This window comes from Tenacibaculum singaporense (assembly GCF_003867015.1).
Taxonomy (GTDB): Bacteria; Bacteroidota; Bacteroidia; order Flavobacteriales; family Flavobacteriaceae; genus Polaribacter; species Polaribacter singaporensis.
In genome coordinates, this window is sequence record NZ_CP032548.1 from 2,600,319 (window position 1) to 2,626,666 (window position 26,348).

Consider the following 26,348-nt stretch of genomic DNA (forward strand, 5'->3'; position numbering starts at 1 on the left):
TTTAATTAACAATACTGAGCTCTCTTTCTTATTAACACTTAGATATTTGAAAGAGTTAATTATTTTTCTATATTTGAAAGAACAAAAAAATAACATCTAATTTTAAACAAAAAATCATGAGTAAATTTGACGAAAAAGTAGCGCTTTATAAAAAATTTATGGACGATAGAGATATCCGTTCTAATACTGATTTATTAACTGCTGTTACAAAAGGATTAGGTCCTTCTATTTATAAAAATGATGCTGAAACAGTATCAGGAAGTGACCCTAAAGAACTAGAAACTGTTAAGAAAAATTTCTTAATGAAAAAATTAGGTTTAGCTGATGGACCTGAATTAGATAAGGCTATTGGAGAAGTGATGGAAAGAATTGGAAAGTCTGAAAGAAACAAGTATCGTGCAGTTGTATACTACATGTTAGTTAAGAAATTTGATAAAGAGTCTGTTTACGGAATGTAATAACTCTCTTTTTAAGAAAATATAAATCCTGTATTTAAGTTTTAAATACAGGATTTTTTTATTTTAGCCACCAACAAACAACTTATATTTATGTCGCAATTTATTAGTGTTTTTGACATGCTTAAAATTGGGGTAGGACCTTCTAGTTCTCATACCCTAGGCCCTTGGAGAGCGGCTCAACAATGGATTCAAAAATTAAAAGACACAAATGAATTTCTTTTAATTGAAGAAATAAAAGTGGACTTATATGGTTCTCTTTCATTAACAGGTAAAGGGCATGCGACAGATTTAGCTGTTTTATTAGGTTTAAGTGGAGCTGATCCTGAATATATTCCAATTGAAACTATTGATGTTATTATCAATGACATTAAAACCAAAGAGCTTTTATTTTTTAATAATGAAAGAAATATTGCTTTTGCCAATGGCTCAGTAAAATTCAACAAAGAATTTTTACCATTTCATGCCAATGGAATGACTTTTAGAGGATATGCTAACGGTGTAGAAATTTCTACAGAAACATACTATTCTATTGGTGGAGGGTTCATTGTGCAAGAAGACGATAATCTTGCTGAAGATATTGAAATTAATAAACAAAACTTTCCTTTCCCTATCAACAGAGCTACTGAGCTTGAAGCGTATTGTGAAAAAGAAAAGTTAAACATTTCTGATATTGTTTACCAAAATGAACTTGTAATTAATTCTGCTGAAGACATCGACAAAGAATTACATCGCATATGGAACACTATGTTAGAATGTATGTATATTGGTTGTCACACTCAAGGAATTTTACCTGGCGGATTAAATGTAAAACGACGTGCATTTGAAACACATCAAAGGCTTATTAAAGAAGCTGAATACACTAACCAACAAGAATGGATTACCGCTATTAGAAGTACAGAAGTAAAATTCCGTGAAATTTTAAAATGGGTAAGTTGTTTAGCTTTATCTGTTAACGAAGTGAATGCTTCTTTGGGTAGAGTTGTTACTGCTCCAACCAATGGAAGTGCCGGAGTTATTCCTGCTGTAATAATGTACTATTTAGTAATAGAAAACCACGATGCTACTTTTGAACATGTTAAAAAATTCTTGCTAGTTGCTGGAGAAATAGGAAGTATATTTAAGAAGAATGCTACAATTTCTGCGGCTATGGGTGGTTGTCAAGCTGAAATTGGTGTATCTTCTGCCATGGCCGCTGCTGCATTAACAGAATTGTTAGGCGGAACTCCGTCACAATGCTTAGTTGCTGCTGAAATTGCCATGGAACATCATTTAGGGCTCACTTGTGATCCTATTGGCGGATTAGTACAAGTGCCTTGTATTGAACGTAATGCTATGGGAGCCATTAAAGCTATTAACGCTGCTGAATTAGCTTTAGAAACCAATCCAAAAGAATCTAAAGTGCCTTTAGACAAAGTAGTTGATACCATGTGGGAAACAGCTAAAGATATGAATAGAAATTATAAAGAAACTTCAGAAGGAGGTTTAGCCGTAACTGTACGATTAGCTGATTGTTAAGAATTATTTTATTTCAACAGGTTCTCCTAAAAACTTAGGGTTAACATTTAAGAGAATATCTACAAATACTTTTACCCTTGCTAAATATTCTCTTAATTGAACTTTTATAGCTTTTTTTCCTGAAACTCCTCTGGCGTTATACCCTATTGCTTCAATATCAAAATGGTTTGCCAAATACAATGCTCTTTCATTATGAAATTGTTGAGATATTATTGTTACTGAGGTTTGACCAAAAACCTCTTTAACCCTTACCATCGAATCTAAGGTTCTAAAACCAGCATAATCTAAATAAATTTTACTCTCAGGAATTCCTGCTTCAATCAAATCATTTTTAAAATCTGTTGGTTCATCATATCCTTGGGAGCCATTATCGCCACTTACTAAAATAAAATCAATTTTTTCAGCTTTGTATAACTCCACAGCAGCATTCAAACGAAATTGATAATACAGATTTATTCTCCCATCAGACAAATACTTTACTGTACCTAATAACAGCCCTACTTTATTTTTAGATATATTTTCTGTAGAATTAAATAATTTTCCTTCTGCATTATTAATTATTACTTTGTTTGAAACATAAATAGAAGTAATAACTAGTAAACAACTTAAAAGAAAAAGAATAGCAACTTTTTTTCGTTTCATCTATCTTGTAAATACTAATTCAGTTTCGGTAGACATTTCTTCAGAAAAACCGTATCCTTCCACATCAAAACCTTTTAACTCTTCTAAAGTCTCCACGTTATTATCTATAATGTAACGCACCATTAATCCACGAGCTTTCTTAGCAAAGGTCATAATAGTTTTATACTGTCCATTTTTAAAATCTTTAAAAACGGGAGTTATCATAGGTACTTTTAATGCTTTTTTAGGAAGTGCTTTAAAATATTCTGTACTTGCTAAATTAATTAACAACTCTCCATCTCCTAATTCTTCATTTAGCGACTCAGCCAATGTAGTATCCCAAAACTTATATAAGTTTTCTCTTCTACCTACTTTTAACTTAGTTCCCATTTCTAAACGATAAGGTTGAATTAAATCCAACGGTTTTAACAAACCGTATAACCCTGATAAAATTCTTAATTTCTCTTGTAAAACTGGAATCTTATCTTCTGATATAGAACTGGCATCAATACCTCTGTACACTTCACCTGTAAACGCAAATACTGCTTGTTTTGCATTATCTAAAGAAAAAGGAGGTTGCCAATCTTGATTTCTATCATAATTTAAACTTGCTAAATCATCAGAAATCTTCATTAACTCGCTTAATTTTTTTCTTGATAATGTTTTTAACTTCTTATTCAGTTTTTCAGATTGTTCTAAAAACCTAGGTTGTGTATATACATCAGTAGTAACTTTGCTTTCAAAGTCTAACGATTTTGCTGGTGATATTATAATTTTCATGCTATAAAATTTAAAGTAAAAATAAGAAGCTATTTTAAAATCATCAATTACTTCAGGTAATTTAAATTGATTGTAGTATTAATTTTTTTAATACTAAACTTGTAATCCGTCATAAGCTAAGAACACATTTTCAGGCAACTCTTTTTCAACCTCATCGTGTAATCCTAACAATTCACTAATATGTGTTAAATATGCTTTTTTAGGTTTAATTTCTTCTATAAAACTTAATGATTCTTCTAAGTTAAAATGTGTTTTATGAGGTTCTCTTCGTAAACCTGTCACAATCAAAACATCAAGGTTTTTTAGCTTTTCTTTCTCTTCTTCTGAAATAGTTTTAATATCGGTTATATATGCTACATTATTAAAACGGTATCCGAGAATTGGTAAATTACCGTGCATTACTTCAATTGGAGTGACCTCTACTCCCTCTAACTCAAAACTTTCTTTATGTGAAATAATAGTTGGAGCTACACTTGGTGCACTTGGGTATCGATTTTCTGTTGCAAATATATAATCGTATCGCTTTTGTAAAACTCCTAGCACTCTTTCTGTTAAATATATAGGTACTGGTCCTATTTGAAAGCAGTACGGACGAATTTCATCTAAACCAGCTATATGATCTGCATGTTCATGGGTAAATAAAATTCCGTTGATTGACGCCACTTCTTCACGCATCATTTGCTGGCGAAAATCAGGCCCACAATCAATCACATAATTAATATCATTCCATGAAACTAGCACCGAAGATCGTAATCTTTTGTCTTTCGGGTTTTTAGATAAAGCTACAGGGTGTTTACTTGTAATCATTGGAACTCCAGTAGAAGTTCCCGTTCCTAAAAAAGTTATTTTTACTTGATTTTTTTTCTTCATTTTCACCACAAAAATACAACAAAAATTGTCTGTTCGTTTGTAATTTCAGTACATTTGTACTACGTAACAAAAAACAACAAAATGGCAATTACGTTAAAAGGAGATCAAAAGATAAACACTGTACCAACTACCAAGATGAAAGCGTTAAAAATTAACTTAAACGCTCATATATATGGAACTTTTGCAGAAATTGGAGCTGGTCAAGAAACTGTTCGTAATTTTTTTAGAGCTGGTGGAGCTTCTGGTACAATAGCAAAAGCTATGAGTGCTTATGATAAAGATTTTTCTGATGCCATTTATGGAGTTGAGAAAGACAATCGTTATGTTACCGAACCTCGATTAAAAAAGATGCTAAAGCATGAAATGGATTTAATTGAGGAGCGTCTTGATCGTCAAAAACATCCTGATAAATTATTTTTTAGTTATGCTAACACGGTAGCAACCATTAACTTCACGAAGAAATTCAAAGGTCATGGTTGGGTTGGTATTCGTTTTCAATTAGACCCATTAGAAGATTATAATGAAATTGTTTTACACCTTCGTTTTAAAGAAACTGATGCTCGTCAACAACAGGAAACATTAGGAGTTTTAGGTGTAAATTTAATTTACGGAGCCTACTATTTAAATGACAATCCAAAAGATTTATTAAAGTCTTTTTATGATAACATTGATAAAGATCGTTTAGAGATTGACATGATTAATTTCTCTGGACCTCGCTTTATGTATGTTGACAACCGTTTAATGAGTTTACAACTTGTTAAAAACGGAATGACAAACGCAGTAATGTTTGGTCCTGACGGAAACAACTTATTGCCTGCACAAGTACTTTACAAAAAGAATATTTTAGCACTTCGTGGTAGCTACAGACCTGTTACTAAGGTAAACATGGATATGTTTGAACGTGCTAAACAACTATTTTTTGATGAGAATAAGGTAGACCCTAAGAAAACAAAAATCATTTTTGAAATTACCTTAAGTAATCTTCGTGCTGAAGGGGAAATTAATGAACGTGACTTCTTAGATAGAGCCGAACTATTATGTTCTCTTGGTCAAAACGTTATGATTACCAATTATCAAGAATATTTTAAGTTAGTGGAATACTTTAGTGAATATACCAAAGAGCGTATGGGACTTGCTATGGGTGTTTACAACTTGATTCAGATTTTTGATGAAAAATACTACCGTGATTTAAGTGGAGGTATTTTAGAAGCTTTTGGTAAACTTTTCTACAGAGACTTAAAGGTATACATGTATCCTTATAAAAATGAGGAAACAGGCGAGTATATAACTAGTGAAAACCTTAAAGTACATCCAAGAATGAAAGAACTTTACAAGTTCTTTAAAAACAATGGTCGATTAATTGATATAAAAGATTTTAATCCTGATATTTTACACATTTTCTCTAGAAAAGTTTTAAAGAAGATAAAAAACGGAGAAGATGGATGGGAAGAAATGCTTCCTAAAGGAGTATCTGAAACCATTAAAGAAAAACGTTTATTTGGGTGCACAAAAAGAATTAGATAGTCTTTTTTATTACTCTTTTTAAACCTTTCGCTATCTTTAAGGTCTAACAGCTAAATAGTTTTTAGTTGATTGACGAAATTACACTTATAGATCAATTACAGCAATCTACTACTAAAGAGGTTGCTTTTAAAAGCCTTGTATCGCAATATAAAGAGCGATTGTATTGGCATATACGAAAGATTGTAATTTCTCATGAAGATGCTGATGATGTTTTACAAAACACCTTTATAAAGGTTTACAAAAACATTAATCAGTTTAAAAGAGATAGTAAACTATTTTCCTGGATGTATAGAATAGCTACTAACGAAGCTATAACTTTCATCAATAAAAAAGCTAAAGAAAAAAACATTCATATTTCTGATTATCAACTACAAATCACTTCTACCCTAGATAGTGATTATTGGTTTTCAGGTGATGAAATTCAACTTATTTTACAAAAAGCAATTGCTACATTGCCTCAAAAGCAGCAATTAGTCTTTAATATGAAGTACTTTGATGAAATGAAATATGAGGAAATCTCTGAGATTCTTGACACCTCAGTCGGAGCTTTAAAAGCCTCGTATCATATAGCAGCAAAAAAAATAGAGCATTTTATAAAGAACTATAATTAAACCTTTTACAAAAACAATAGTCTTACTAGGGTAATGAATGAAAAAATAAAACATACTATAAATTTCATAAACCAAAAAGCTGGTAAAAATTGTGGCTTTTCAGTTCCTCAAAACTATTTTGAAGAAGTTGAAGAAAGGATTAACACTTCCGTTTTTATAGATAGTTTACCTAAAAAGAAGACATTCAATACTCCTGGTGATTATTTTGATACCTTTGAAACTCAAATTCTATCAAGATTAGCTACAGAACAAACTACAGAAACGAAAGTAATTTCATTACGTAAAAGAGTTTTACAGTACATTCCTCTAGCTGCTGCGGCTTCCGTTTTACTTTTCATCGGTATTAATTATTTTAACGCCCAAAAAATTACTTTTGAAGATATAACTATTACTGATATAGAATCTTGGTATGAAAATGGATATGGTAATATTGACAATAGTGAGCTTGCGGCAACATTAAACACTTCTGAACTAGACGAAGATATATTAGCCTCTATTAGTGATGAAACATTAGAAGATTACTTAAATTCTGTTGATACACCAACACTTATAAACGAAATAGAACAATGATGAAGAAACATTTACTTATATTATTTATAGCTTTCATATCCTTCTTTTCTGTTCAAGCGCAAACAAGAAAAGGAAATTATGAAAAGGTTAAAGCTTTTAAGGTTGCTTTTCTTTCTGAAAAGTTAAACTTAACAGAAGAAGAAGCCAATAAGTTTTGGCCACTATACAATGTATATGACAAAAAAATGATTGAACTTCATAAAGCAGAACGTTACAGTATAAAAAAGAAAATACTTAGTTGTGGAGGAATTGATAGCTTAACCGATAAAGAATCTAAAGAAATTGTTAATAAAATTAAGTCTGTTTCAAAAGAACAATATGAAACTAAAAATAATTTTTATAACAAACTTTCTACCTTTTTATCAGATAAAAAAATCCTCACCTTGGAGGTGGCTGAACACGAATTTCACCGAAAGCTTATAAAAAAGCTAAAGGGCGAAAAAAAGAAACATCGATAAGTAAAAAAAGGAAGCTTTAAAAGCTTCCTTTTTTTACTTATCGACTAAGGCTAAACAAACATATAAATCTGGTTTATTAGCCGTAAATTGTTTTAGCCAAATAGTTAGTTCATCTATTTCATAGGGTAGTAATCTACCTAAAGCTTTTTCAAGCTCTTTACAAAATAAATCAGCGTTAAAACTAACCTTTTGAAGTACAGTTTTCGTGTACTCATACATAGCTCTTGCCATATTTATTGGGGTTATCTGTTATTAAATACTGGACGTAATTTACGAAATTTTATTCCAATGTTAGTGTTAAAATTTATCAAAAAAAAGCGAGACTTAAATAAGTCTCGCTTTTTTAAACATATAATTTATAGTACTTATAAACTATTTACTTTTTCTATTAAAGCGTTTGCTCTTGACTCTAACTCAGCGCTTACTGCTTTATAGTGAGCCTTTTTATCTTCAACATTTTTTGCATTCACCTTTGCAATTAAATCATCAAAAGTTACAATAACCTCATCAACAATAGCATCTGCTTTCGCTTTATCAGCTTCAGGGTTTAATTGTACTGTTATTTGACAAATATCAATAATGTCTCCTAATGTATAGTTGATATCTTTCTTTAAATTTTTTATGCTTGCCATAATTATAAATTTTGATGCAAAATTAATCGATTTTATCTAATTCTTGTTGAAATTTTCCAAAAAACTGCCCTACATGATATCCATCTACCAAAGCATGGTTTACATTAATCGCTACAGGCATTAACATTTTTTTATTTTGCTCCTTTATTTTACCAAAAGCCAATTGAGGTACGCTATCGTTTTTATTTCCTGAAAACGGCTCTTTATGCCCTGAAAAACTAACCCAAGGAATAGCTGAGCAATGTATACATCCTAAAGAGTACTTAGGCGGAAACAAATCATTAGAATTTAAAATTCGTTCTTTTTCCTTTTGAAAATTAAGTTGGAATTCCTCAAAGCTTTCAGAATAACCTATATACGAGAATCCAAAAGTATTATCAGGTCTTGCAATAGTTGCTGAAGCATTAATTCGTTCATAAACAACAACCATATCATCCTCTAATCTATATTTTAAATTCTCAACTGTATTTATAGCTTTCATACAAGCATGTAAGTATCGGACAAAAAAGGACTGATTCTTTTCTTTTGCTAATTGATAGATTATAGACACATCTACATCTGCAACTAATCCAAAAGTTGGATCTTCTAAAGTTCTAAAATGTCTAAAAAGTTCTTTCCTATTCCAACTTTCAATATCTAGGTATTTCATTTATAAAAATTTTAATACATCTGTAATACTAGATACTGTTTTGTAAGCATCTGATTTTTGCTCTTCTTTAACTTCTTCGTGTGCCCATGTTGTATGAAACGGAACATGAATTGCTGTTGCTCCTATTTCAATTAACGGTAACACATCTGATTTTAATGAGTTTCCAATCATTAAAAACTCTGAAGGATTAATATCCAAGCGTTTTACTAATTTTTTATAATCAGTTTTTTTCTTCTCACTCATCACTTCTGTATGATGAAAATATTTCAAAATTCCTGATTTAGCCAACTTACGTTCTTGATCTAATAAGTCTCCTTTGGTTGCTACAATTAATTTATATTTTCCATGCAATTCTTGTAACACCTCTTCTACCCCATCTAGCAACTCTATTGGTTTTTCTAACATGTCTTTTCCTATTTCAAGAATTGCTTCCATTTTTTTAGGACTGATTTTATAGTTAGAAATTTCCAGAGCGCATTCAACCATTGACAGCATAAAACCTTTTACTCCGTACCCGTATATTTTAAGATTTTCTATTTCTTTTTTAAATAACTCTTGATGGATTTTATTCTCTGTTTCATAATCGGACAATAATCGAGCAAAATCATCTTCAGCATCACGAAAGTAGGTCTCGTTTACCCAAAGAGTATCATCAGCATCAAAGGATATTATTTTAATATTATTCATTTTCTAATAATTTTATGGCTTTTTCTAGGTCTTCAGGAGTATCAATACCAATACTTTCTACTGAAGTTTCTATCATTTTTATTTTTTTCCCTACTTCTAAGTAACGAATACATTCAATTTTTTCAGCAGCCTCTATTGGTGTCATTGGTGTATAATAAAAATCAATTAACGCTTCTTTTCTGAATGCATAAACTCCTTTGTGCTTATAATAGTTTACAGCAACTTCTTTATCTCGATGATATGGAATTACACTTCTTGAAAAGTAAATAGCAAAATCATTTGCATCAGTAATTACCTTAACGTTATTTGGATTTTGAATATCTTCCTCATTCGTCATTTTTACTTTCAGTGATGCTAAATCTATTTCTTTTTGAGTATCAGATTTAAAAACACTAATTAGTTTTGATAATGAAACTGTATCAATAAAAGGTTCGTCTCCTTGTACATTCACCACAATATCTACATCTAAATTTTCAACTGCTTCTGCTATTCTATCAGAACCACATTCATGTTCCTTTTTACTCATTAAAACCTTACCTCCTACTTTTTCTATAGAGTTATAAATTACTTCGGAATCGGTTACCACATATACCTCATCAAAAAGGTTTGCTTTTACAGCTGCTTCATAGGTTCTTACAATTACAGGTTTTCCTCCTAAGTCCTTCATCAATTTCCCCGGAAAACGTGACGCACTATAACGTGCAGGTATCATTGCTATTATCTTCATAAATAATCATAAGTGTTTACGTATCAAAGATACATATTTAAACTGCCATCATAAAAACTGATAATACTCACATTGATAAAACTTTAACATTAAATACTTTTTGATTTTATTCAATTATTAAAAACTTTTACTACTTTTGAATCATTATGAAGGCGCTTTTAGGCACATACACGTTTATTTTTAACACAATCAACTCGATTATGTGTACTGCCCGCATGCACAAACAATATGTATATGTAACTAAAAGCACCCAAAGAAACAGATTTAAACATCGATTTTAAACAATCAATTTAATATAAATTTAACCAAAGGTGCTTTTTTAAAAAAACACCTTTTTTATTTACTAATATTTTAAATTTTAAACATTATGAACACTTTTAAGTATCGAAACTCAATTAGAAAACATGTAGCCTCAACTGTAATGTACTCAGTACAAAATCCATTTTACAGAGATCCTGAATTACTAATACTTAACCCTTAAAATTATCATGAAAACATTAAATATCACATCAAACAGTCAGCCAAATCAATTTATAGTTAACAAAAAGCAGGTTAGCAAAAACAAAGTGTTAAAAACTTCAGTTTTATACGATAAAATTGAATCTAGCGCGAATACTTCTTTAGGCTTTTATCCAGACTCTTCTAGTTTTAGTTTTAACAGTATCGAGTTTGATCTGTTAGGCAACGCATACCTTAATGATAAGCTTGTTATCAAAAACAATATTAAAAAATTAAGTGATACTGAGATTATTTTCAATATAACAGTATCTAAAAAAGAAGAAAAGAAACAAAATATTATATGTACAGCTACTTTTGGCTATACAATTAAAAAAGCGTCTTAATTATTCCTAAAAATTGATTTTAAAATCAATTGAGCAATCGTTAAGTTAGTTTGGTTTGTTTATAAGCTTAGGAGATTTTTTTCTCTTAAGCTTATTTTATATACGTTTCTAATAGCTCCGAAGAATTTTCTGATAAAATTTCCACTTTATCAATACATGCTGGTATCAAGATTGTTTCTCCTTTTCTTACAACTTCTTGTTGACTTTCATAAAAGAATGTTACCTCCCCTTCTACACACATATAAATTACAAAACAATCTTTTTTAAATAAATCAATTTCTTTCTTTCCTTCTACTAGGAGTATATTAGTTGTAAAATAAGGACATGTAACTACTTGATTTGCTACATTCTTTTGTTTCTTATAAGTTGTTTTGTAGGAACTCTTCGCTGAGAAATCAATAGCTTCTAATGCTTTTTCTGTATGCAATTCTCGGTAATTACCATCAATATCTTTCCTATCCCAATCATAAATACGGTAAGTTATATCTGAGGTTTGTTGAATTTCTGCAATCAGTAAACCAGCACCAATAGCGTGTACTCTTCCTGGTGGCACAAAATAAACATCTCCTTTGGATACTTTATCTACATTTAAAATACTTAAGAGAGTCTTGTTATTCAGGTGATGTATATATTCTTCTTTATTAGAGTTTTCTTTGAATCCTATAATAATGTTAGCTTCATTATCAGCTTGCATTACATACCACATCTCTGTCTTCCCAAAAGACTCTTGAAGCCCTGCTAAATCATCATCTGGGTGTACTTGAATACTTAAAACCTTTTTTGCATCTATAAATTTTATTAATAACGGAAATTGTTTTCCAAAAGTTTTATATACATAGTCACCTACTAAATCGTGCTTATACTCTTTTAAAAGACTTCTTAATGTTCTTCCTTTAAGATTACCATTACTAACGACTGATTCATCTCCATCAACATCAGAAATTTCCCAACTCTCTCCTATATTAGATCCATCTGATTTTTTATGAAGTAGTTGGTTAAGCTTTTTTCCTCCCCAAATTTTTTGTTTTAAAATTGGAGTAAATCGTAGTAATTGGTTTATCATAGATTATGCACCTCTATATGTTACGTAGTTTCTTGGTGTTTCGTATAGTGTAACTTCTAGGTCTAGTTTTTCTGGAATACTTACACGTAACTTGTTATAAATTACCACTGATATATTTTCTACTGTAGGATTAACATTCTTAAACTCCTCTACTTCAATATTTAAGTTTTTATGATCTAAAGTGTCTTCTACTTTCAGCTTAATTAAATCTTTCAGCTTACCTAAATCATATACATAACCTGTTTCTTGGTCTATTTCACCAGTTAATGAAACAATTAGTTCATAATTATGACCATGGTAATTAGGGTTACTACACTTACCAAAAACTTCGTAATTTTTCTCATTAGACCATTTAGGGTTAAATAACCTGTGTGCAGCATTAAAATGTGCTTTTCTATGAACTGTTACTTTAGGCATAATTAAATATACTTAGATATTTTATCGTACGATTCTTTAAAAATTATTTTAAACCAAGCTGTATATTTTTCTGGATGCTCTTCTATATCGTTTTTTACCTCCTCTAAAGGCATCCATTTATACGAAGCTACTTCATCAGTGTTTACAATAGGTTCGTCGTTAAATCGACCAATCATTACATGATCATATTCATGTTCTGTTAAGCCATTATCAAATGGTGCTTTATAAATAAAAGAAAATACCTCTTCTAACTCACATGAAAATCCCATTTCTTCCTGTAATCTACGTTTCCCAGCTTCAACATTGGTCTCTCCGTCTCTCTGATGCGAACAACAAGTATTTGTCCACAATAAAGGTGAGTGATATTTTTCAGCAGCACGTTGTTGTAACATCAATTCATTTTTATCATTAAAAACAAATACCGAAAATGCCCTGTGTAATAAAGCTTTTTCGTGTGCTTCAATTTTTTCCATTAATCCTATCGGATTGTCTTGCTGATCAACTAAAATTACTTGTTCTTTCATCTAGAAAATTTACGAAAAGCAAACTTACAAAATACTATTAAGACTATATATTACATCAGTTATAAAAAAAGAATTAATATTGTGTTTATTACAAAAATGAATTACTATGAAACTCAAACAACTACTTTCTAAACTTAGATATAGAAACCAAATTAAAAATTCAATAGCCCTAGACTTTAAAGTTTTAAATAAATCAGGCAAACTAGAAATATTCAAACTATACTTATCTAAAAAAAAGATTAACCAGCAAATCAAAGTTACTAAAGGTATTGATATTTATGAGTTTAATTATTTTTGGGAACTAAGAAATGATTTATTTAAATCTATTATCCTAAAAAGTTTTGAACCCCAAATCAAAGAATATTTAAAAAAAATACACAAAGACGAGTTTATTTATACGGATAAGAACGAAAAAAAATCTTTAAAAGTAATTAGTATGTATTACCATTTTTATGATGATGAAATCTATGTATTTGTAGAACCTAACTATGATTATTATCCTGATAATAAAATTAAAAGGTTAGAACTTCATTTGAAGTATGATAGTAACGAATTTGAAAAATCATTAATTCAGATTTTAGACTTATGGCAACTTGATTATTCATCTTTTACTAAAGATGATTATTATGAATCTATATGGGATTTTGATCTTGAAATAGATTCATTCTTTTTAGAATTTATGTTTAAACATTGGTCAGAAATAAAAAAAGAAACCAATTCTGATTTAATTGGTTTTATAACCTATGCTACAAGAGGTTTGTATACTTATGATTTAGATAACAAAAGTGAAGTGAGGGATTTAAAAAATGAAACTAAAAAATATCTAGAAAACAAAAACATCTACTTAAAAAATGAACTATCGTAAATCTATATTGTCCATCCTCTTTTAAAAAGTTAACTTTGCAACCTTAAAATTTATAGATGAGTTTTTTAGAAGAAATACAGAAGAGACGTACATTTGGAATTATATCACACCCCGATGCTGGTAAAACTACCCTAACTGAAAAGTTATTACTTTTTGGTGGAGCGATTCAAGAAGCTGGTGCGGTTAAAAATAATAAAATTAAAAAAGGAGCTACTTCCGATTTTATGGAAATTGAGCGTCAACGTGGTATCTCTGTTGCTACCTCTGTATTAGCTTTCATTTATAAAGACAAAAAAATCAATATTCTTGATACTCCTGGTCACAAGGATTTTGCTGAAGACACCTTTAGAACCTTAACTGCTGTTGATAGTGTTATTGTAGTTATTGATGTTGCAAAAGGGGTTGAGGAACAAACCGAAAAACTAGTAGAGGTTTGTCGCATGCGAAAAATCCCAATGATTGTTTTTATCAACAAGTTAGACCGTGAAGGTAAAGATGCTTTTGATTTATTGGATGAAGTTGAGCAAAAACTAGGGTTAAAAGTAACTCCTCTTAGTTTCCCTATCGGAATGGGATACGATTTCAAGGGGATCTATAATATTTGGGAAAAGAAATTAAATATCTTTTCTGGAGACAACAAACAAACCATCTCAGAAGGTGTTGAGTTTGATGATATAGATAATCCTGAATTAGATAAGATTGTTGGAGAGAATTCTGCAAATACACTTCGTGAGGAGTTGGAATTAGTAAATGAAGTATACCCAGATTTTGATCAAGAAGCTTACGTTAACGGAGATTTACAACCTGTATTTTTTGGTTCAGCTTTAAATAACTTTGGTGTAAAAGAATTATTAGATTGTTTTATTGATATTGCTCCAAATCCTCAACCAAAACAAGCTGAAGAACGTTTGGTTGATTCTAAAGAAGAAAAATTGACAGGGTTTGTTTTTAAGATTCATGCAAACATGGATCCTAAACACCGTGATCGTTTGGCTTTCGTAAAGATTGTATCAGGAACTTTTAAAAGAAATACCCCTTACTTACACGTTCGTAACGGTAAAAAAGTAAAATTCTCTAGTCCGAATGCCTTTTTTGCTGAAAAGAAAGAAATTGTTGAAGAGTCTTTCCCTGGTGATATTGTTGGTTTACACGATACTGGAAACTTTAAAATTGGTGATACGTTAACCGAAGGAGAACAATTAAACTTTAAAGGAATTCCTAGTTTCTCTCCAGAACATTTCCGTTATGTAAATAATGCTGACCCAATGAAGGCTAAACAACTTTATAAAGGTTTAGACCAGTTAATGGATGAAGGAGTTGCTCAGTTATTTACCTTAGATATGAACGGTCGAAGAATTATTGGTACAGTTGGAGCTCTACAATACGAGGTAATTCAGTATCGTTTAGAGCATGAATATGGTGCTAAATGTTCGTATGAAAATATTGCGGTGCATAAAGCTTGTTGGGTAGAACCTGAAGACCCTAAAAATGAAGAATTCAAAGAGTTTAAACGTGTAAAACAACGTTATTTAGCTAAAGACAAACAAGGTCAACTAGTGTTTTTAGCTGATTCTCCGTTTACAATTCAAATGACACAAAGCAAATATCCAACGGTAAAATTACATTTCACTAGTGAGTTTTAACAAACCCTACATATTCTCTTTTCTATTCTCTCTTTTCTCTTTTATAACTTATAGTCAAGAGGGTTTATCGAGTTTACAAGGAAAAGAATTACACAATAAAGTTCGTTTGAATTTTATTCCTGTTGAAATGCCTTCGGATAAGTTTCCTGACTTAAAACCAACGATGGGTTTGACTGGCTTGCATTATCAAATTCCTATTAATGATTGGTTATATGGTGGAGCTGGATTTCATTTTGCGGTAACAGGAGACCAAGGAGGATTATTTACCTTAGGTGCAGAATTGGGAATCAATAAACAATTATATAAAAACTTATACGTAGATGCTAACTTCCATTTTGGAGGAGGTGGCGGATATCGTTACTTGGTAAACGATGGCGGTTTTATCAATCCGAATATCGGATTACAGTACAAAAAGAATGATTACTCCTTCGGAATACAATACAGTCATGTTAACTTTTTATCAGGAGAAATTAAAAGTAATTCCGTTTCTTTCTTTGTAGAAATACCAAGTATTTTACGTTTTACTGATTATGACAAAGCGCATCAAAAATTTGTTGCAGACAATCTTTCTCCAGATAGTTTTTGGAATAAACCAGTTGTTAAAAATGCACAACAAATTCGTTTTGATTTCTTTAAACCTATTGGTAATTCGAAAAAAGATAATGGGGACGACCTAAATGAATTACTATATGTACTAGGTTTTGAATATCAGAAATATTTGAACGAAAACACTTTTCTATTTGCTCACACCGACGCAATTTACAGGGGGCTACGTGCTGGTTTTATGGATTTATTTGTAGGTGCTGGATATCATCCATATCAATCAAAATACATTAATATCTTCGGAAAATTAGGTATTGGTGCTGCTGGTGGTCGTGTGGCTCCTGAAGGTGGGTTAATGATCTACCCTTCTGCAGGAATCGATTTAAAACTATTTAAAAACATTGCCATTAGTGGTCATGGTGGATATTATCGTGCAATTGCAGGTGATTTAGAAGCCTATACTTTCGGGTTTGGTTTAAAATACTTCGGATTAAATGGCGGAACATCTTCCGAAGAGAACAGTACTTATCGTACAAAAGGGTTACGTTTTGAAGTTCAAAATCAAAGTTATTTTGATGTTGCTAAAACAGATGATATTTACGACGCTACTGAAATTGATTTACAATTAATTGGTTTTAAAGTTAACTATGATTTAAATCATTCGCTATATATTGCTGGAGAAGCTGGTTTTGCATATGACGGTCGTTCAGGTGGATATGCTCACGGATTAGTCGGTGGTGGTATATATAGTCCGTATTTTTTTAATAACAAAATGCGTGGGTTTATAGAAATTATGGCAGGAGCTGGCGGAGGTGCTGGTGTAGATACTGACGAAGGAATCATTATTCGTCCTACACTTGGATTGAGTTATGATATAGTAAATCAGGTTTCTATAATTGCATCTGGAGGTAGATATTACTCACCTTTTGGAAATGTTAACTCAAACAATATTAACATAGGTTTAAGCTTTAACCTTTCAACTTTATCAGTAAAAAACTAACTTTGTCATTGCTAACAAAAACAATGATTTAGCTATTTTAATAAAAAGATTCTTTTTTCCCTTAAATTTTGGACACTAGAATCATACATATATAAATAAACAAGAGAAAAATGGATAACGGAATTTATGCAAAGTTCACCACTCCAAAAGGTGAAATTTTAGTAAACTTGGAATATGAAAAAACTCCTGGAACTGTAGGTAACTTTGTTGCTTTAGCAGAAGGAAATTTAGAAAACTCAGCAAAACCACAAGGTACTCCTTATTATAATGGATTAAAATTCCACCGTGTAATTGCTGATTTTATGATTCAAGGTGGTTGCCCTCAAGGAACAGGAACAGGAAACCCTGGTTACAAGTTTGATGACGAAATTCACCCTGAATTAAAACATGATGCTCCAGGAAAATTATCTATGGCAAACGCAGGTCCTGGAACCAACGGTTCTCAATTTTTCATTACACATGTTGCTACCCCTTGGTTAGACGGTAAACATACTGTTTTTGGTAGTGTTGTTGAAGGACAAAACGTTGTTGATGCTATTGCGCAAGACGATACTATGGATGTAGAAATTATTCGTGTTGGTGATACTGCTGAAGCTTTTAATGCAGTAGAAGCTTTCAGAACTTTTGAAGGAGCTCGTGAAAAACGTGAAGCTGAAGCAAAAGCTAAACAAAAAGAATTATTAGATCAAGTAGCTGCTGGGTACGATGAGACTCCAAGCGGTTTACGTTATAAGATCTTACAAAACGGAGATGGGAAACAAGCTACTAAAGGAGCTATGGTTTCTGTACACTACAAAGGTCAGTTATTAGATGGAACTGTATTTGATTCTTCTTACAAACGTAAACAGCCTATCGATTTTGCTATTGGCGTTGGTCAGGTAATTCCTGGTTGGGATGAAGGTATTCAGTTATTAAAAGTAGGTGATAAAGCTCGTTTAGTAATTCCATCTGACTTAGCATATGGTGCACAAGGTGCTGGTGGTGTAATTCCTCCAAACGCAACTTTAATTTTTGATGTTGAGTTAATGAATGTAAAATAATAATTTACACCATATTATATTTTCAATAAAGCCTTCATAGTTTATGGAGGCTTTGTTTATACACTAACATCCCTTAATATTTAATTAATATTCATAACATTAAAGAACATATTACTTAATAGATTTATCATAATTACTTAAGAGCAAAAGAATAAAAAAGAGTGATTTTTACATCACCAAACAAGCTCTTAAACCCTATGAAAACAACTTTACTTTTTTTAACATTTCTTCTTTTCTTTTCTATTACAATAAAAGCTCAAGAAGTGTGTACTACACCAGAAGATAATGCTATTGATTTAAATGTTATAAGCACAAACAAATGCAATGTTGTTAATGAAAAACAAAAACCAAGAGAAAGAACTACAAAAACATTAATTGCCAGAAATAGAATAAAAAAAATAAGAAAAACACCGCAAAAAAGTCAATCAAGCTTAAGTGCTTCTTCCAAAGTTTCTATTGTCACAACAAACAACGATTTATCTATAAAAAATTCTTTAAAATCTCAAACTAAAGAAGTTCTATTTTCTGTTGTTGAACAAGTCCCTTTATTTCCTAAATGCAAAAATAGCTCTAACGAAAAGGCTAAGAAATGTTTTAAAGACAGCATGCAAAAACATTTCTCAAGAAACTATTTTCCTGAAGTCTTTTCAGAAGAAGGTATACATGGTAGAATTTTAATTCAATTTACTATAGATATTTATGGTAATCCAAAAAATATTCAAGTTGTTAGCTCTAAACCTAGTAAAGTAATTACTAGTGAGATTAACCGAATTATCAATAAACTTCCACAATTAGAATCAGGTAAGGAAAAAGGAATTCCTGTTGATGTTACATACTCTTTTCCTATAAATTTAATCTTAAATTAATATAAGATATTTATCTAGGTTTTCAGATAATTTTATTTTCGTGCTCCTTAAAAATTCCTCTTTAACACACAAATGAAACATATCTTTACCTTTTTTTTATTTTTAACATCATTATCTTATGCTCAAGAAAAATGTGAAACCCCAAATGAAAATATCCAAGATTTAAATACTATTAGTATTACTAAATGCTCTATAGAAGATGTAAAAGAAGCTCTGGAAACTGAAAAAGTTAAAGAAATTTCGACAAGAAAAAGGCATCGTAAACTTAGAAAAACGAATACCATTTCAGCAAAATTAAATAAAGTAGAGGAAATAAAAAATAAAAATTCTCTTGTTGAAAAACTAAATCTGAAAGAAGATATTTTAACCTCTCTAGATAAAGTTCCTTTTCATTTAGTTGAACAAATCCCTTTGTTTAAGGAGTGTAAAAAAACTCCTATTCTGCAACAGTCAAAGTGTTTTGAAAAAGAAATGATTAAACACATTGTTAGAAATTTCGATTATCCAAAGGAAGCTTTACGAAAAAAGATTGAAGGTAAAATTCTAGTGCAATTTACTATTGATAAGAAAGGAAATGTTGTTGACATAAAGAAAAAAGGACCCGAAAATAGTGAGCTTTTAAAAAAGGAAGCCCATAGATTAATTGATGCACTTCCTAAATTTATTCCTGGCAGTCATAAAGGAGATTTTGTTAACGTAAAATACGCTTTACCTATAATTTTCAGGGTTCCATAAAAATTAATTTTATTTATTTTTTCCGTTAAATAGCTTTTTAGAAAACTGAATGACATAATAAGTTTGTTATATTCTATTTTTTATTTATATTTACGGCGTTAGTTAACGATTAATTAACTTTACCAAACACTTAAAAATAGAGCACAATGATTAAAAAATTCCCCTCAGTAGTAGCTGCTATGCTACTTTCTTTAGCGGCTGTAGGACAGGAAGTATGTACTACTCCAGATGAGCAAATCGCAGATCCTAACAGTATAACAAAATGTGCAATTGAAGACACCGATAATGGTGCAAAAAAACAACTATCTATTGAAGTCTCTACCAGAAGACGCGTTGTTCGTAAGAATAAAGAAGCGGTTTCTGCTATTGGAGGTATTAATTCTTCACAAAAGGTAGCTGACATAAAAAAGAAATCTTTATTAATTGGTAAACTTGAATTAGAAGATAATTCTGCTACAATTGAAAAAGTTCCTTTTAATTTAGTAGAAGAAATTCCTTTGTTTAGTAAATGTAACAACGTTCCTTTAATTAAGCAGGCAAAGTGTTTTGAAACTAACATGACTAAACACATTATTAAGAACTTTAACTACCCTCAAGATGCTATTGATGCTGGGATACAAGGAAGAGTTTTAGTTCAATTTACTATAAACGAACAAGGAAATGTTGAAGATATATTAATGCGTGGACCTAAAGGTGGTGAATCTTTAGAAAAAGAAGCGGAAAGAATCATTAATGATCTTCCTAAATTTATTCCAGGAAAGCACAACGGTAGAACTGTTAAGGTAAAATACGGAGTGCCTATTACGTTTAAAGCACCTGGAGCAACTAATAATAATTCATCAAGAACTACGAAAAAAGTTGTTGCTAAGAGAACTTCTAACGTTGTTAAAAAGGAAAAAGTTATTACTGACTTTGTAAAGTTTGTGGAGGTACAAAGTATTCCTCAGTTTAAAGCTTGTACTAAGGTTCCTGACATGCAAAAATTAACATGTTTTAATGAAAGAATGGTTAGCCATATTCAAAGAAATTTTAACTATCCAGCTGCAGCTGCTGAACAAAACATTGAAGGTAGAGTTTGGGTACGCTTTATAATTGACAAAAAAGGAGAGGTAACTAATATTAAAATGAAAGGCCCTGAAAATGGTCAATTATTAGAACTGGAAGCTAAGAGAATGGTTTCTAAACTACCTAAATTTGTTCCTGGAGAGCATAATGGTAAAGCTGCTAATGTTGAATACTACATTCCTGTTAACTTTAAATTACATGAATAAAAACTCTTAAAAGTGTTTATATATAAAAAGCTTCTAATTAAATTTAGAAGCTTTTTTATTTTATATAGATTAAGTTGATTAGTTACTATACTTTTCTCCAAAAGTACAGTACCTATTAACTTCAAAACCAATACAGATTAGAATACTATATTCATACTCCACTCCTCGATTAATATGCAAATGGTATATACTTTATAATTTTACCCTGTTTATGACGTATAATAAACAAACTTCTACACCTCTTTAATTACTTATTCCACTATTTCTTTTAAAACAAACAGAAAAGAGGTAGTATTTAGTTAAATACTACCTCTTTCTTTTTTGTTACTCTAATCTAATGATTACTTCTTCTCTTCTGGAAATAATATTTTCTTTAAAGCTTCTTTGTCTTTTCTAATTTTCTCTTTTTCCTCTTGAATCTTTTTATCAAGTTCACTAAGCCTTTCATTAGCTTTACGTACTACTTCTTCTTTTTCTTTAGCTTCTTCTTCTGAAATTTCCTTATTCTCTTTAGCTTCTTTTATTCTCTCTTGAGCTTTTTTAACCTTTTCTCTTCCTCTATTTAAAACTCCTTCACTATCACGGATGTTTTTTTCTTGCTCTTCAATTCTTTGTTTAGCTTCATTTGATCTAATTTTTCCAAACTCTCTCCCACTCATTCCATTCTTATCTCGACCATAAGCATTACCTTTTCCTTTATTCTCTTTATCTACTTCAGATTTTTTCTGCTTTTTTTCTTTCAGCTGTTTATCCTTCTTCATTTCTTGGGCTTTGTCTTTCCCTTTTTCTTTTGCCTTATCAACTTCTTGCTCAAGTTCTTCTTTTACTTCTTTTGCTTTCTCTTTTCCTTTTTGCTTAACCTCTACACTTTTTTCTTTTCCTTTACCCTTTCCTTGTGCAAAAGTTTGCTGAGTTCCTATAAAGGCAAAAAGCATTACGATTGATACTATTAGTTTTATATTTTTCATAATGTTTAAGTTTTTAATTATATAATACTGTCTAATTCTTGCAACTGTTCTTCAAACTTCTTAGTTGCTTCATTTAATTTGTCTATACCAGCTTTTACTTCATTCTCTATAGAATCTATTTTTTTTATAGCTGCTTCTATTTTCTGTTTTTCCTCTTGTTCTTTCTTTTTATCTGTACAAGAAACCATAAAAAGAATTCCGAATGTTAAAATCAATAGTTTTTTCATAATTTAATTAATAGGTTAATATATACTAAGACACTTAAACTACTATAAAGTCACTATAGACAATTAGCTGTTTAAGCAAAAAGCCAGCATAATGCTGGCTTTTTGTTATTTTATAAATGATTAAGGTTTTATATTTTCTTCCTCAGCTAATAAACCGAAAAACTTATCTAAATTTGGTAAAATTACAATTCTCGTTCTTCTATTTCTAGCTCTATTAGCAGCTGAACTATTTTCAACAAGAGGTACTGAACTACCTCTTCCCGAAGCTATTAATCTACTTGGATCAACCTTATATTTTTTCTCTAAAAGTCTAACAATAGATGTTGCTCTTTTTACACTTAAATCCCAGTTATCTTCAACAACTTCATTGCGAATTGGTCTTGAATCAGTATGTCCTTCAATCATAACATCCATACTTGGCTCAGAGTTAATTACATCAGCTAATTTTTTTATTAGTTTATGTGCATTTTTTTTAACTCTGTAACTTGCTGTATTGAATAACATTTTATCTGAAACAGAAATCATTACAACCGTTTGGTCAATATCAATATTTACATCTTCATCGTTTTCTAACTCTGATGTATTTATTGATTTTTTAAGGTTATGAGCAATCGCTACATTCATAGAATCTTTTAACGTTTTAGCATTAGCTAACTCAGCTGGGTCAACGTTTTTAAGCGTTTCTCTCATTTTTTCTTTTACAGAATTAGAAATTACAGCTGACTTACCAACCATGTCTAACTTAACGTTATTTTCTTCATGAAGTGATTCATTTACGCTTTTTAATGAATTAATCTTTTCATTGTAGTCATCAACTCTCTTCTCAATTTTAGCAAACTTAGCTTCAAGTTGCTCCTTTTCTAGAGTTGTCTTTTGTAAATTTCCTCTTGTATCATTGTACTTCTGTTCTAACTCAACATACTTCTTTTTTGACACACAAGACGTCATTGTTAGAGCCAATAACGCCAAAGGAATAAATAGTTTTTTCATAATTAATAATAATGATAATAAGTTAATGTAACCTTATAACTTAATTTTTATCATAATATTATACTAGTACAAATAAAAAACTCCTTTTTTTAAAAGGAGTTTTTAACTTAATTATATCACAGTTATTAGTAAAGAAATTTTAATTTCTGTAATTCACTTTTACTTCTTTATCTATTTTATCACAATCTTCTTCTTTTCCTTTAAAACACTTATTATTCTCAGGCCTTAAACTTCGTCCTGACCTCTTTAAATTCTTACTTAAAAACTCTAAAAAATTACTTTTTTTAGTTGCTATTCTTTTCCTTACTCTTCTCTTTTCTTGCTCTTGTCGTATTTCTATAGATTCACTTCCTTTTATAATGTAAAAATATGAACGTCTGTTTAATTGGTATTCTTCTTCAGTACATTTTTTTCCATCAACACAATCATTTAATGGTTTATCTTCTCCGTAACCTATAGCGCTTTCAATTCTATTACTTGCAATACCTCTTGATAAAATATAATCTCTAGTAGATTTTGCTCTTTTATCAGACAACATTCTATTATAATCTTTACGACCACGACTATCTGTATGTGATTCTATTTTAATCACTATTTCAGGATGATTTGTCATTACTGTTACAATATTTTCTAATTCATATTCAGCATCCTCTCTAATAACAGATTTATCATAATCAAAATAAATAGGTTTTATTACTATTTGGTTTCCTATAATTAACGGCGTTAATTTTATGTTTGCTGTTACTTCATTATTCCTTTTACTATTAGTTGATACAACGCTTCTACCTGATCTATGATCTAATTTAGTTGCTGTAACTGTATAGGTATTATTACATGGCACATCTTTAAAAGTATAGTTACCTAAACTATCAGAAACTGTTTCTGCTATAATTTCTTTTTCCTTATTAATTAACTTTATCACAGCTGCATCTACTGGAGCATTTGTTTTGTTATTCTTTATTACTCCTTTAACAATTTGTGTACAAACTGGTGGGTCTGTGTAGATGAAGAAGCTATAGATATCATCATCACCTTTTCCTTTTTCTCTATTTGACGAGAAGAAACCTCTTTTTCCATTTTTACTTATAAAAAATGAAAAGTCGTCTTTTTTACTATTAAATGGATATCCTAAATTTTCTGGTGAAGATAATGTACCATTGTCATTAATCTTTGCCTGAAAAATATCAAGAAGACCTAAACCTAAATGCCCATTTGATGAAAAATATAGTACATTATCATCCCCTACATAAGGAAAAACTTCTTTTTCAGGTGTATTTATAGTACTTCCCAAATTTACAGGTTCCCCGTACTCATCTTTACCTTTTATTTCAACCTTATAAATATCAGATTGTCCATATCCTCCAGGCATATTAGAAACAAAATATAATGTTTTTTCATCTGGACTTAAGGCTGGGTGCCCTGTGGAATACTCATCATTATTAAATGGTAACTCTTTAACATTAACCCAATAACCATTCACATAACTAGCCTTGTAAATTTTTAAGTTAGATGTATTTTTCTTACTTCTTCTAGCCCTTTTTCCTTCTGAGTTGTTTCTTGTAAAGTAAATTGTTTTCCCATCTTTTGTAAAAATAGGCGTAGATTCATGAAGTTCAGAAGCTATTGGTTCTCCAAGCTTTTGAATGTTTCCTAAAACTAGGATAGTATCTTGTTTACTACCTTCCAATGTTTGTATTTCCTCTTCTGCCTTGTAAATATTTAAGAATGGTTGATTATTCCATTTATATATTTTTTGTCTTTTTGAATCATTAGGTACAGAAGATGAAAAATATGATTTTCCATTCAATAAGAACCCTCCAAAATCTGAATATGGTGTATTTATTGCTAAATTTCTTACCCCTATCCTTTTTTCTTGATTGTTGTAATCTGATAAATAACTATCCTTCTTAAGCTCTTCATTTAGACTACTCTTTCGAGCTTGAGCTAATGTTAAAAATATTGAGTCTGATTTTTTATATTTCCCATTACTCCTTAAAGCTTGAGCGTACTTAAATAAATGTTTTTCTTCAACTTTTTCGTTAAAATTAGAAATAAGTTTTTGGTACCAAACTTCTGCTTCTTTAGTATCTGAATTATTATAATAAGATTCTGCTAACCTGCTTAATACATGTTGAGAGCTATCCCCTTTGATTAATACTAAATCTTTATATAATTTAGCTGATTGAACATAAGAAAACTCTTCAAAATAACGATCTGCTACCTTTCTACTCTGACCAAAAACATTCACAGTTAACACTAACAATGCTGTTAACGCTAGTAATTTTTTAAAATTCATTTTTTCCTTTTTTAGAAGAATCTTGGGGACCTATATCTAATATCTTTAAATATTTCATACTGTAACATAATTTCGTGTGTTCCCGAATTTGTTACATTATAGTTTGATGTTGTTAAATCATATGAATATCCAATAAGCAAAGAGTCTGTTGCTTGAAAACCTAAAAGTGCACTTACAGAATCATCCCACCTCCATGAAGCTCCAACTCTAAATTTTTCATTAAACAATAAATTTGCTGAGATATCTAATGATAATGGAGCTCCTGAAACTCCTTTTAGTAAAGCAGCTGGTTTAAATTTTAAGTCTTCATTTATATCAAAAACATACCCTGCTATTAAGAAAAAGTGCATTCTTTCTACAGCTACTTCTCCTGGAGTATCGGCATCGTAATGCTCCATTCTTAAAATATTTGGTACTGATAATCCGACATACCATTGTGGTTGGTGGTAATAAATACCTGCCCCAACTGTTGGTAAGAACTTATTGATATTATCTTGAAAAACCACTTCATCATCTTTATACGTTCCTTTTGACCAGTCTATATTTAAAAGTCTACCTCCTAAACGTAAACCAAAAGCTAAATTTCCTTCTTCTCCGGTTTGGATATTATAAGAAACATTAGCATCTAAATATATTTCACTAGATGGTCCTACTTGGTCATTCATTAAGTTAACTCCTAATCCTAACCCAGAGTATCCTAAAGGAGTATCATATGATAAATTTTGAGTATTTGGAGCTCCTTCAAAACCTACCCATTGCATTCTACCTAGAGCTGTAATTACTGTATGCCCTCTTGATCCTGCATAAGCTGGATTCACATTCATGGTATTATACATATACTGAGTATACTGAGGATCTTGTTGTGCATGAATATTTGTGGTTATACAGATACTCATTGCACATATTAAGATTAAACTTAAATATAATTTCATTTGATTAAAACTTTTATTCATCAG

The 26,348-nt window shown here is 30.5% G+C and carries 30 protein-coding genes; 14 read left to right on the plus strand and 16 right to left on the minus strand.

What is annotated here, in order from left to right; all coding sequences use genetic code 11:
• The first annotated feature begins 116 nt into the window (after window positions 1-116).
• The gene (locus tag D6T69_RS11485) at window positions 117-458 is read left to right on the plus strand and encodes a DUF2853 family protein (protein ID WP_099216255.1); all 342 of its coding nucleotides are present in this window, start codon (window positions 117-119) and stop codon (window positions 456-458) included.
• Between the two features lie 90 nt (window positions 459-548).
• The gene (locus tag D6T69_RS11490; RefSeq protein ID WP_125067865.1) at window positions 549-1,973 is read left to right on the plus strand and encodes an L-serine ammonia-lyase; all 1,425 of its coding nucleotides are present in this window, start codon (window positions 549-551) and stop codon (window positions 1,971-1,973) included.
• A gap of 3 nt (window positions 1,974-1,976) precedes the next feature.
• Here the strand turns inward: D6T69_RS11490 and D6T69_RS11495 are convergent, their stop codons facing one another.
• The 3 genes from D6T69_RS11495 to D6T69_RS11505 all read right to left on the minus strand — a co-directional run bounded on the left by D6T69_RS11495 (window position 1,977) and on the right by D6T69_RS11505 (window position 4,244).
• On the minus strand, window positions 1,977-2,615 hold the full coding sequence (locus D6T69_RS11495) for a SanA/YdcF family protein (RefSeq protein WP_125067866.1): 639 nt from the start codon (window positions 2,613-2,615) through the stop codon (window positions 1,977-1,979).
• Window positions 2,616-3,374, minus strand: coding sequence for a peroxide stress protein YaaA (gene yaaA, locus D6T69_RS11500; RefSeq protein ID WP_125067867.1), 759 nt, complete (start codon window positions 3,372-3,374; stop codon window positions 2,616-2,618).
• Window positions 3,375-3,467: 93 nt separating this feature from the next.
• Entirely contained in the window at window positions 3,468-4,244 is a 777-nt protein-coding gene (locus D6T69_RS11505) for an MBL fold metallo-hydrolase (RefSeq protein ID WP_206197812.1), read from the minus strand.
• 81 nt (window positions 4,245-4,325) lie between these two features.
• Here D6T69_RS11505 and D6T69_RS11510 point away from each other — a divergent pair, with 81 nt between their 5' ends.
• From D6T69_RS11510 to D6T69_RS11525, 4 genes are all read left to right on the plus strand, one after another.
• Window positions 4,326-5,768, plus strand: a complete 1,443-nt coding sequence (locus tag D6T69_RS11510) for a TonB-dependent receptor (protein WP_125067869.1) — start codon at window positions 4,326-4,328, stop codon at window positions 5,766-5,768.
• Between the two features lie 65 nt (window positions 5,769-5,833).
• Entirely contained in the window at window positions 5,834-6,379 is a 546-nt protein-coding gene (locus tag D6T69_RS11515; RefSeq protein ID WP_125067870.1) for an RNA polymerase sigma factor, read from the plus strand.
• A gap of 33 nt (window positions 6,380-6,412) precedes the next feature.
• Window positions 6,413-6,949, plus strand: a complete 537-nt coding sequence (locus D6T69_RS11520) for a hypothetical protein (RefSeq protein WP_125067871.1) — start codon at window positions 6,413-6,415, stop codon at window positions 6,947-6,949.
• Complete coding sequence (locus D6T69_RS11525; RefSeq protein ID WP_125067872.1) at window positions 6,946-7,407, plus strand: hypothetical protein; 462 nt, start codon at window positions 6,946-6,948, stop codon at window positions 7,405-7,407. Before D6T69_RS11520 ends, D6T69_RS11525 begins: the two co-directional genes overlap by 4 nt.
• 33 nt (window positions 7,408-7,440) lie before the next feature.
• Here the strand turns inward: D6T69_RS11525 and D6T69_RS11530 are convergent, their stop codons facing one another.
• The 5 genes from D6T69_RS11530 to kdsB form a co-directional block, all read right to left on the minus strand.
• Window positions 7,441-7,638, minus strand: coding sequence for a hypothetical protein (locus D6T69_RS11530; protein WP_047789135.1), 198 nt, complete (start codon window positions 7,636-7,638; stop codon window positions 7,441-7,443).
• A gap of 134 nt (window positions 7,639-7,772) precedes the next feature.
• Entirely contained in the window at window positions 7,773-8,039 is a 267-nt protein-coding gene (locus D6T69_RS11535; protein ID WP_125067873.1) for a hypothetical protein, read from the minus strand.
• 22 nt (window positions 8,040-8,061) lie between these two features.
• Complete coding sequence (locus D6T69_RS11540) at window positions 8,062-8,688, minus strand: CatA-like O-acetyltransferase (protein WP_125067874.1); 627 nt, start codon at window positions 8,686-8,688, stop codon at window positions 8,062-8,064.
• Window positions 8,689-9,375: an HAD family hydrolase gene (locus tag D6T69_RS11545; protein WP_125067875.1), complete on the minus strand. Its 687-nt coding sequence runs from the start codon at window positions 9,373-9,375 to the stop codon at window positions 8,689-8,691.
• Window positions 9,368-10,102, minus strand: coding sequence for a 3-deoxy-manno-octulosonate cytidylyltransferase (kdsB, locus tag D6T69_RS11550; protein WP_125067876.1), 735 nt, complete (start codon window positions 10,100-10,102; stop codon window positions 9,368-9,370). The genes D6T69_RS11545 and kdsB overlap by 8 nt, the downstream gene beginning before the upstream one ends.
• A 488-nt stretch (window positions 10,103-10,590) precedes the next feature.
• On the opposite strand from kdsB, the gene D6T69_RS11555 reads away from it, so the two are divergent.
• Window positions 10,591-10,944, plus strand: coding sequence for a hypothetical protein (locus D6T69_RS11555; protein ID WP_125067877.1), 354 nt, complete (start codon window positions 10,591-10,593; stop codon window positions 10,942-10,944).
• Between the two features lie 91 nt (window positions 10,945-11,035).
• Here the strand turns inward: D6T69_RS11555 and D6T69_RS11560 are convergent, their stop codons facing one another.
• From D6T69_RS11560 to idi, 3 genes are read right to left on the minus strand one after another with little or no spacing between them, the layout of a single operon-like run.
• The gene (locus D6T69_RS11560) at window positions 11,036-12,007 is read right to left on the minus strand and encodes a type I phosphomannose isomerase catalytic subunit (RefSeq protein WP_125067878.1); all 972 of its coding nucleotides are present in this window, start codon (window positions 12,005-12,007) and stop codon (window positions 11,036-11,038) included.
• A gap of 3 nt (window positions 12,008-12,010) precedes the next feature.
• On the minus strand, window positions 12,011-12,424 hold the full coding sequence (locus D6T69_RS11565; RefSeq protein ID WP_125067879.1) for a 6-pyruvoyl trahydropterin synthase family protein: 414 nt from the start codon (window positions 12,422-12,424) through the stop codon (window positions 12,011-12,013).
• A 2-nt stretch (window positions 12,425-12,426) separates the two neighbouring features.
• Window positions 12,427-12,948 (minus strand): isopentenyl-diphosphate Delta-isomerase, encoded by a 522-nt coding sequence (gene idi, locus D6T69_RS11570; protein ID WP_125067880.1) that lies wholly within the window; start codon window positions 12,946-12,948, stop codon window positions 12,427-12,429.
• 106 nt (window positions 12,949-13,054) lie between these two features.
• Between idi and D6T69_RS11575 the strand changes: the two genes are divergently transcribed.
• The 7 genes from D6T69_RS11575 (at window position 13,055) to D6T69_RS11605 (ending at window position 20,911) form a co-directional block, all read left to right on the plus strand.
• Complete coding sequence (locus D6T69_RS11575; protein ID WP_125067881.1) at window positions 13,055-13,813, plus strand: hypothetical protein; 759 nt, start codon at window positions 13,055-13,057, stop codon at window positions 13,811-13,813.
• A gap of 56 nt (window positions 13,814-13,869) precedes the next feature.
• Window positions 13,870-15,456: a peptide chain release factor 3 gene (locus D6T69_RS11580; RefSeq protein ID WP_125067882.1), complete on the plus strand. Its 1,587-nt coding sequence runs from the start codon at window positions 13,870-13,872 to the stop codon at window positions 15,454-15,456.
• Window positions 15,446-16,999 carry a hypothetical protein gene (locus D6T69_RS11585; RefSeq protein WP_240628305.1) on the plus strand — a complete coding sequence of 518 codons (1,554 nt, stop codon included), beginning with the start codon at window positions 15,446-15,448 and terminating at the stop codon, window positions 16,997-16,999. Before D6T69_RS11580 ends, D6T69_RS11585 begins: the two co-directional genes overlap by 11 nt.
• A 110-nt stretch (window positions 17,000-17,109) precedes the next feature.
• The gene (locus tag D6T69_RS11590) at window positions 17,110-18,039 is read left to right on the plus strand and encodes a peptidylprolyl isomerase (protein ID WP_125067883.1); all 930 of its coding nucleotides are present in this window, start codon (window positions 17,110-17,112) and stop codon (window positions 18,037-18,039) included.
• Between the two features lie 197 nt (window positions 18,040-18,236).
• The gene (locus tag D6T69_RS11595; protein ID WP_125067884.1) at window positions 18,237-18,905 is read left to right on the plus strand and encodes an energy transducer TonB; all 669 of its coding nucleotides are present in this window, start codon (window positions 18,237-18,239) and stop codon (window positions 18,903-18,905) included.
• A 72-nt stretch (window positions 18,906-18,977) separates the two neighbouring features.
• The gene (locus D6T69_RS11600) at window positions 18,978-19,640 is read left to right on the plus strand and encodes an energy transducer TonB (RefSeq protein ID WP_125067885.1); all 663 of its coding nucleotides are present in this window, start codon (window positions 18,978-18,980) and stop codon (window positions 19,638-19,640) included.
• Window positions 19,641-19,786: 146 nt separating this feature from the next.
• Window positions 19,787-20,911, plus strand: coding sequence for an energy transducer TonB (locus D6T69_RS11605; RefSeq protein WP_125067886.1), 1,125 nt, complete (start codon window positions 19,787-19,789; stop codon window positions 20,909-20,911).
• 341 nt (window positions 20,912-21,252) lie between these two features.
• Here the strand turns inward: D6T69_RS11605 and D6T69_RS11610 are convergent, their stop codons facing one another.
• The 5 genes from D6T69_RS11610 to D6T69_RS11630 all read right to left on the minus strand — a co-directional run bounded on the left by D6T69_RS11610 (window position 21,253) and on the right by D6T69_RS11630 (window position 26,324).
• On the minus strand, window positions 21,253-21,879 hold the full coding sequence (locus D6T69_RS11610) for a hypothetical protein (RefSeq protein ID WP_125067887.1): 627 nt from the start codon (window positions 21,877-21,879) through the stop codon (window positions 21,253-21,255).
• A 17-nt stretch (window positions 21,880-21,896) separates the two neighbouring features.
• Window positions 21,897-22,106 (minus strand): hypothetical protein, encoded by a 210-nt coding sequence (locus D6T69_RS11615; RefSeq protein ID WP_125067888.1) that lies wholly within the window; start codon window positions 22,104-22,106, stop codon window positions 21,897-21,899.
• A 120-nt stretch (window positions 22,107-22,226) separates the two neighbouring features.
• A complete protein-coding gene (locus D6T69_RS11620) occupies window positions 22,227-23,096 on the minus strand; it encodes an OmpA family protein (protein WP_125067889.1) in 870 nt (289 codons plus the stop codon).
• A gap of 139 nt (window positions 23,097-23,235) precedes the next feature.
• Window positions 23,236-25,392, minus strand: coding sequence for an OmpA family protein (locus D6T69_RS11625; protein ID WP_125067890.1), 2,157 nt, complete (start codon window positions 25,390-25,392; stop codon window positions 23,236-23,238).
• Between the two features lie 11 nt (window positions 25,393-25,403).
• The gene (locus D6T69_RS11630; protein WP_125067891.1) at window positions 25,404-26,324 is read right to left on the minus strand and encodes a PorP/SprF family type IX secretion system membrane protein; all 921 of its coding nucleotides are present in this window, start codon (window positions 26,322-26,324) and stop codon (window positions 25,404-25,406) included.
• Between the last annotated feature and the right edge of the window lie 24 nt (window positions 26,325-26,348).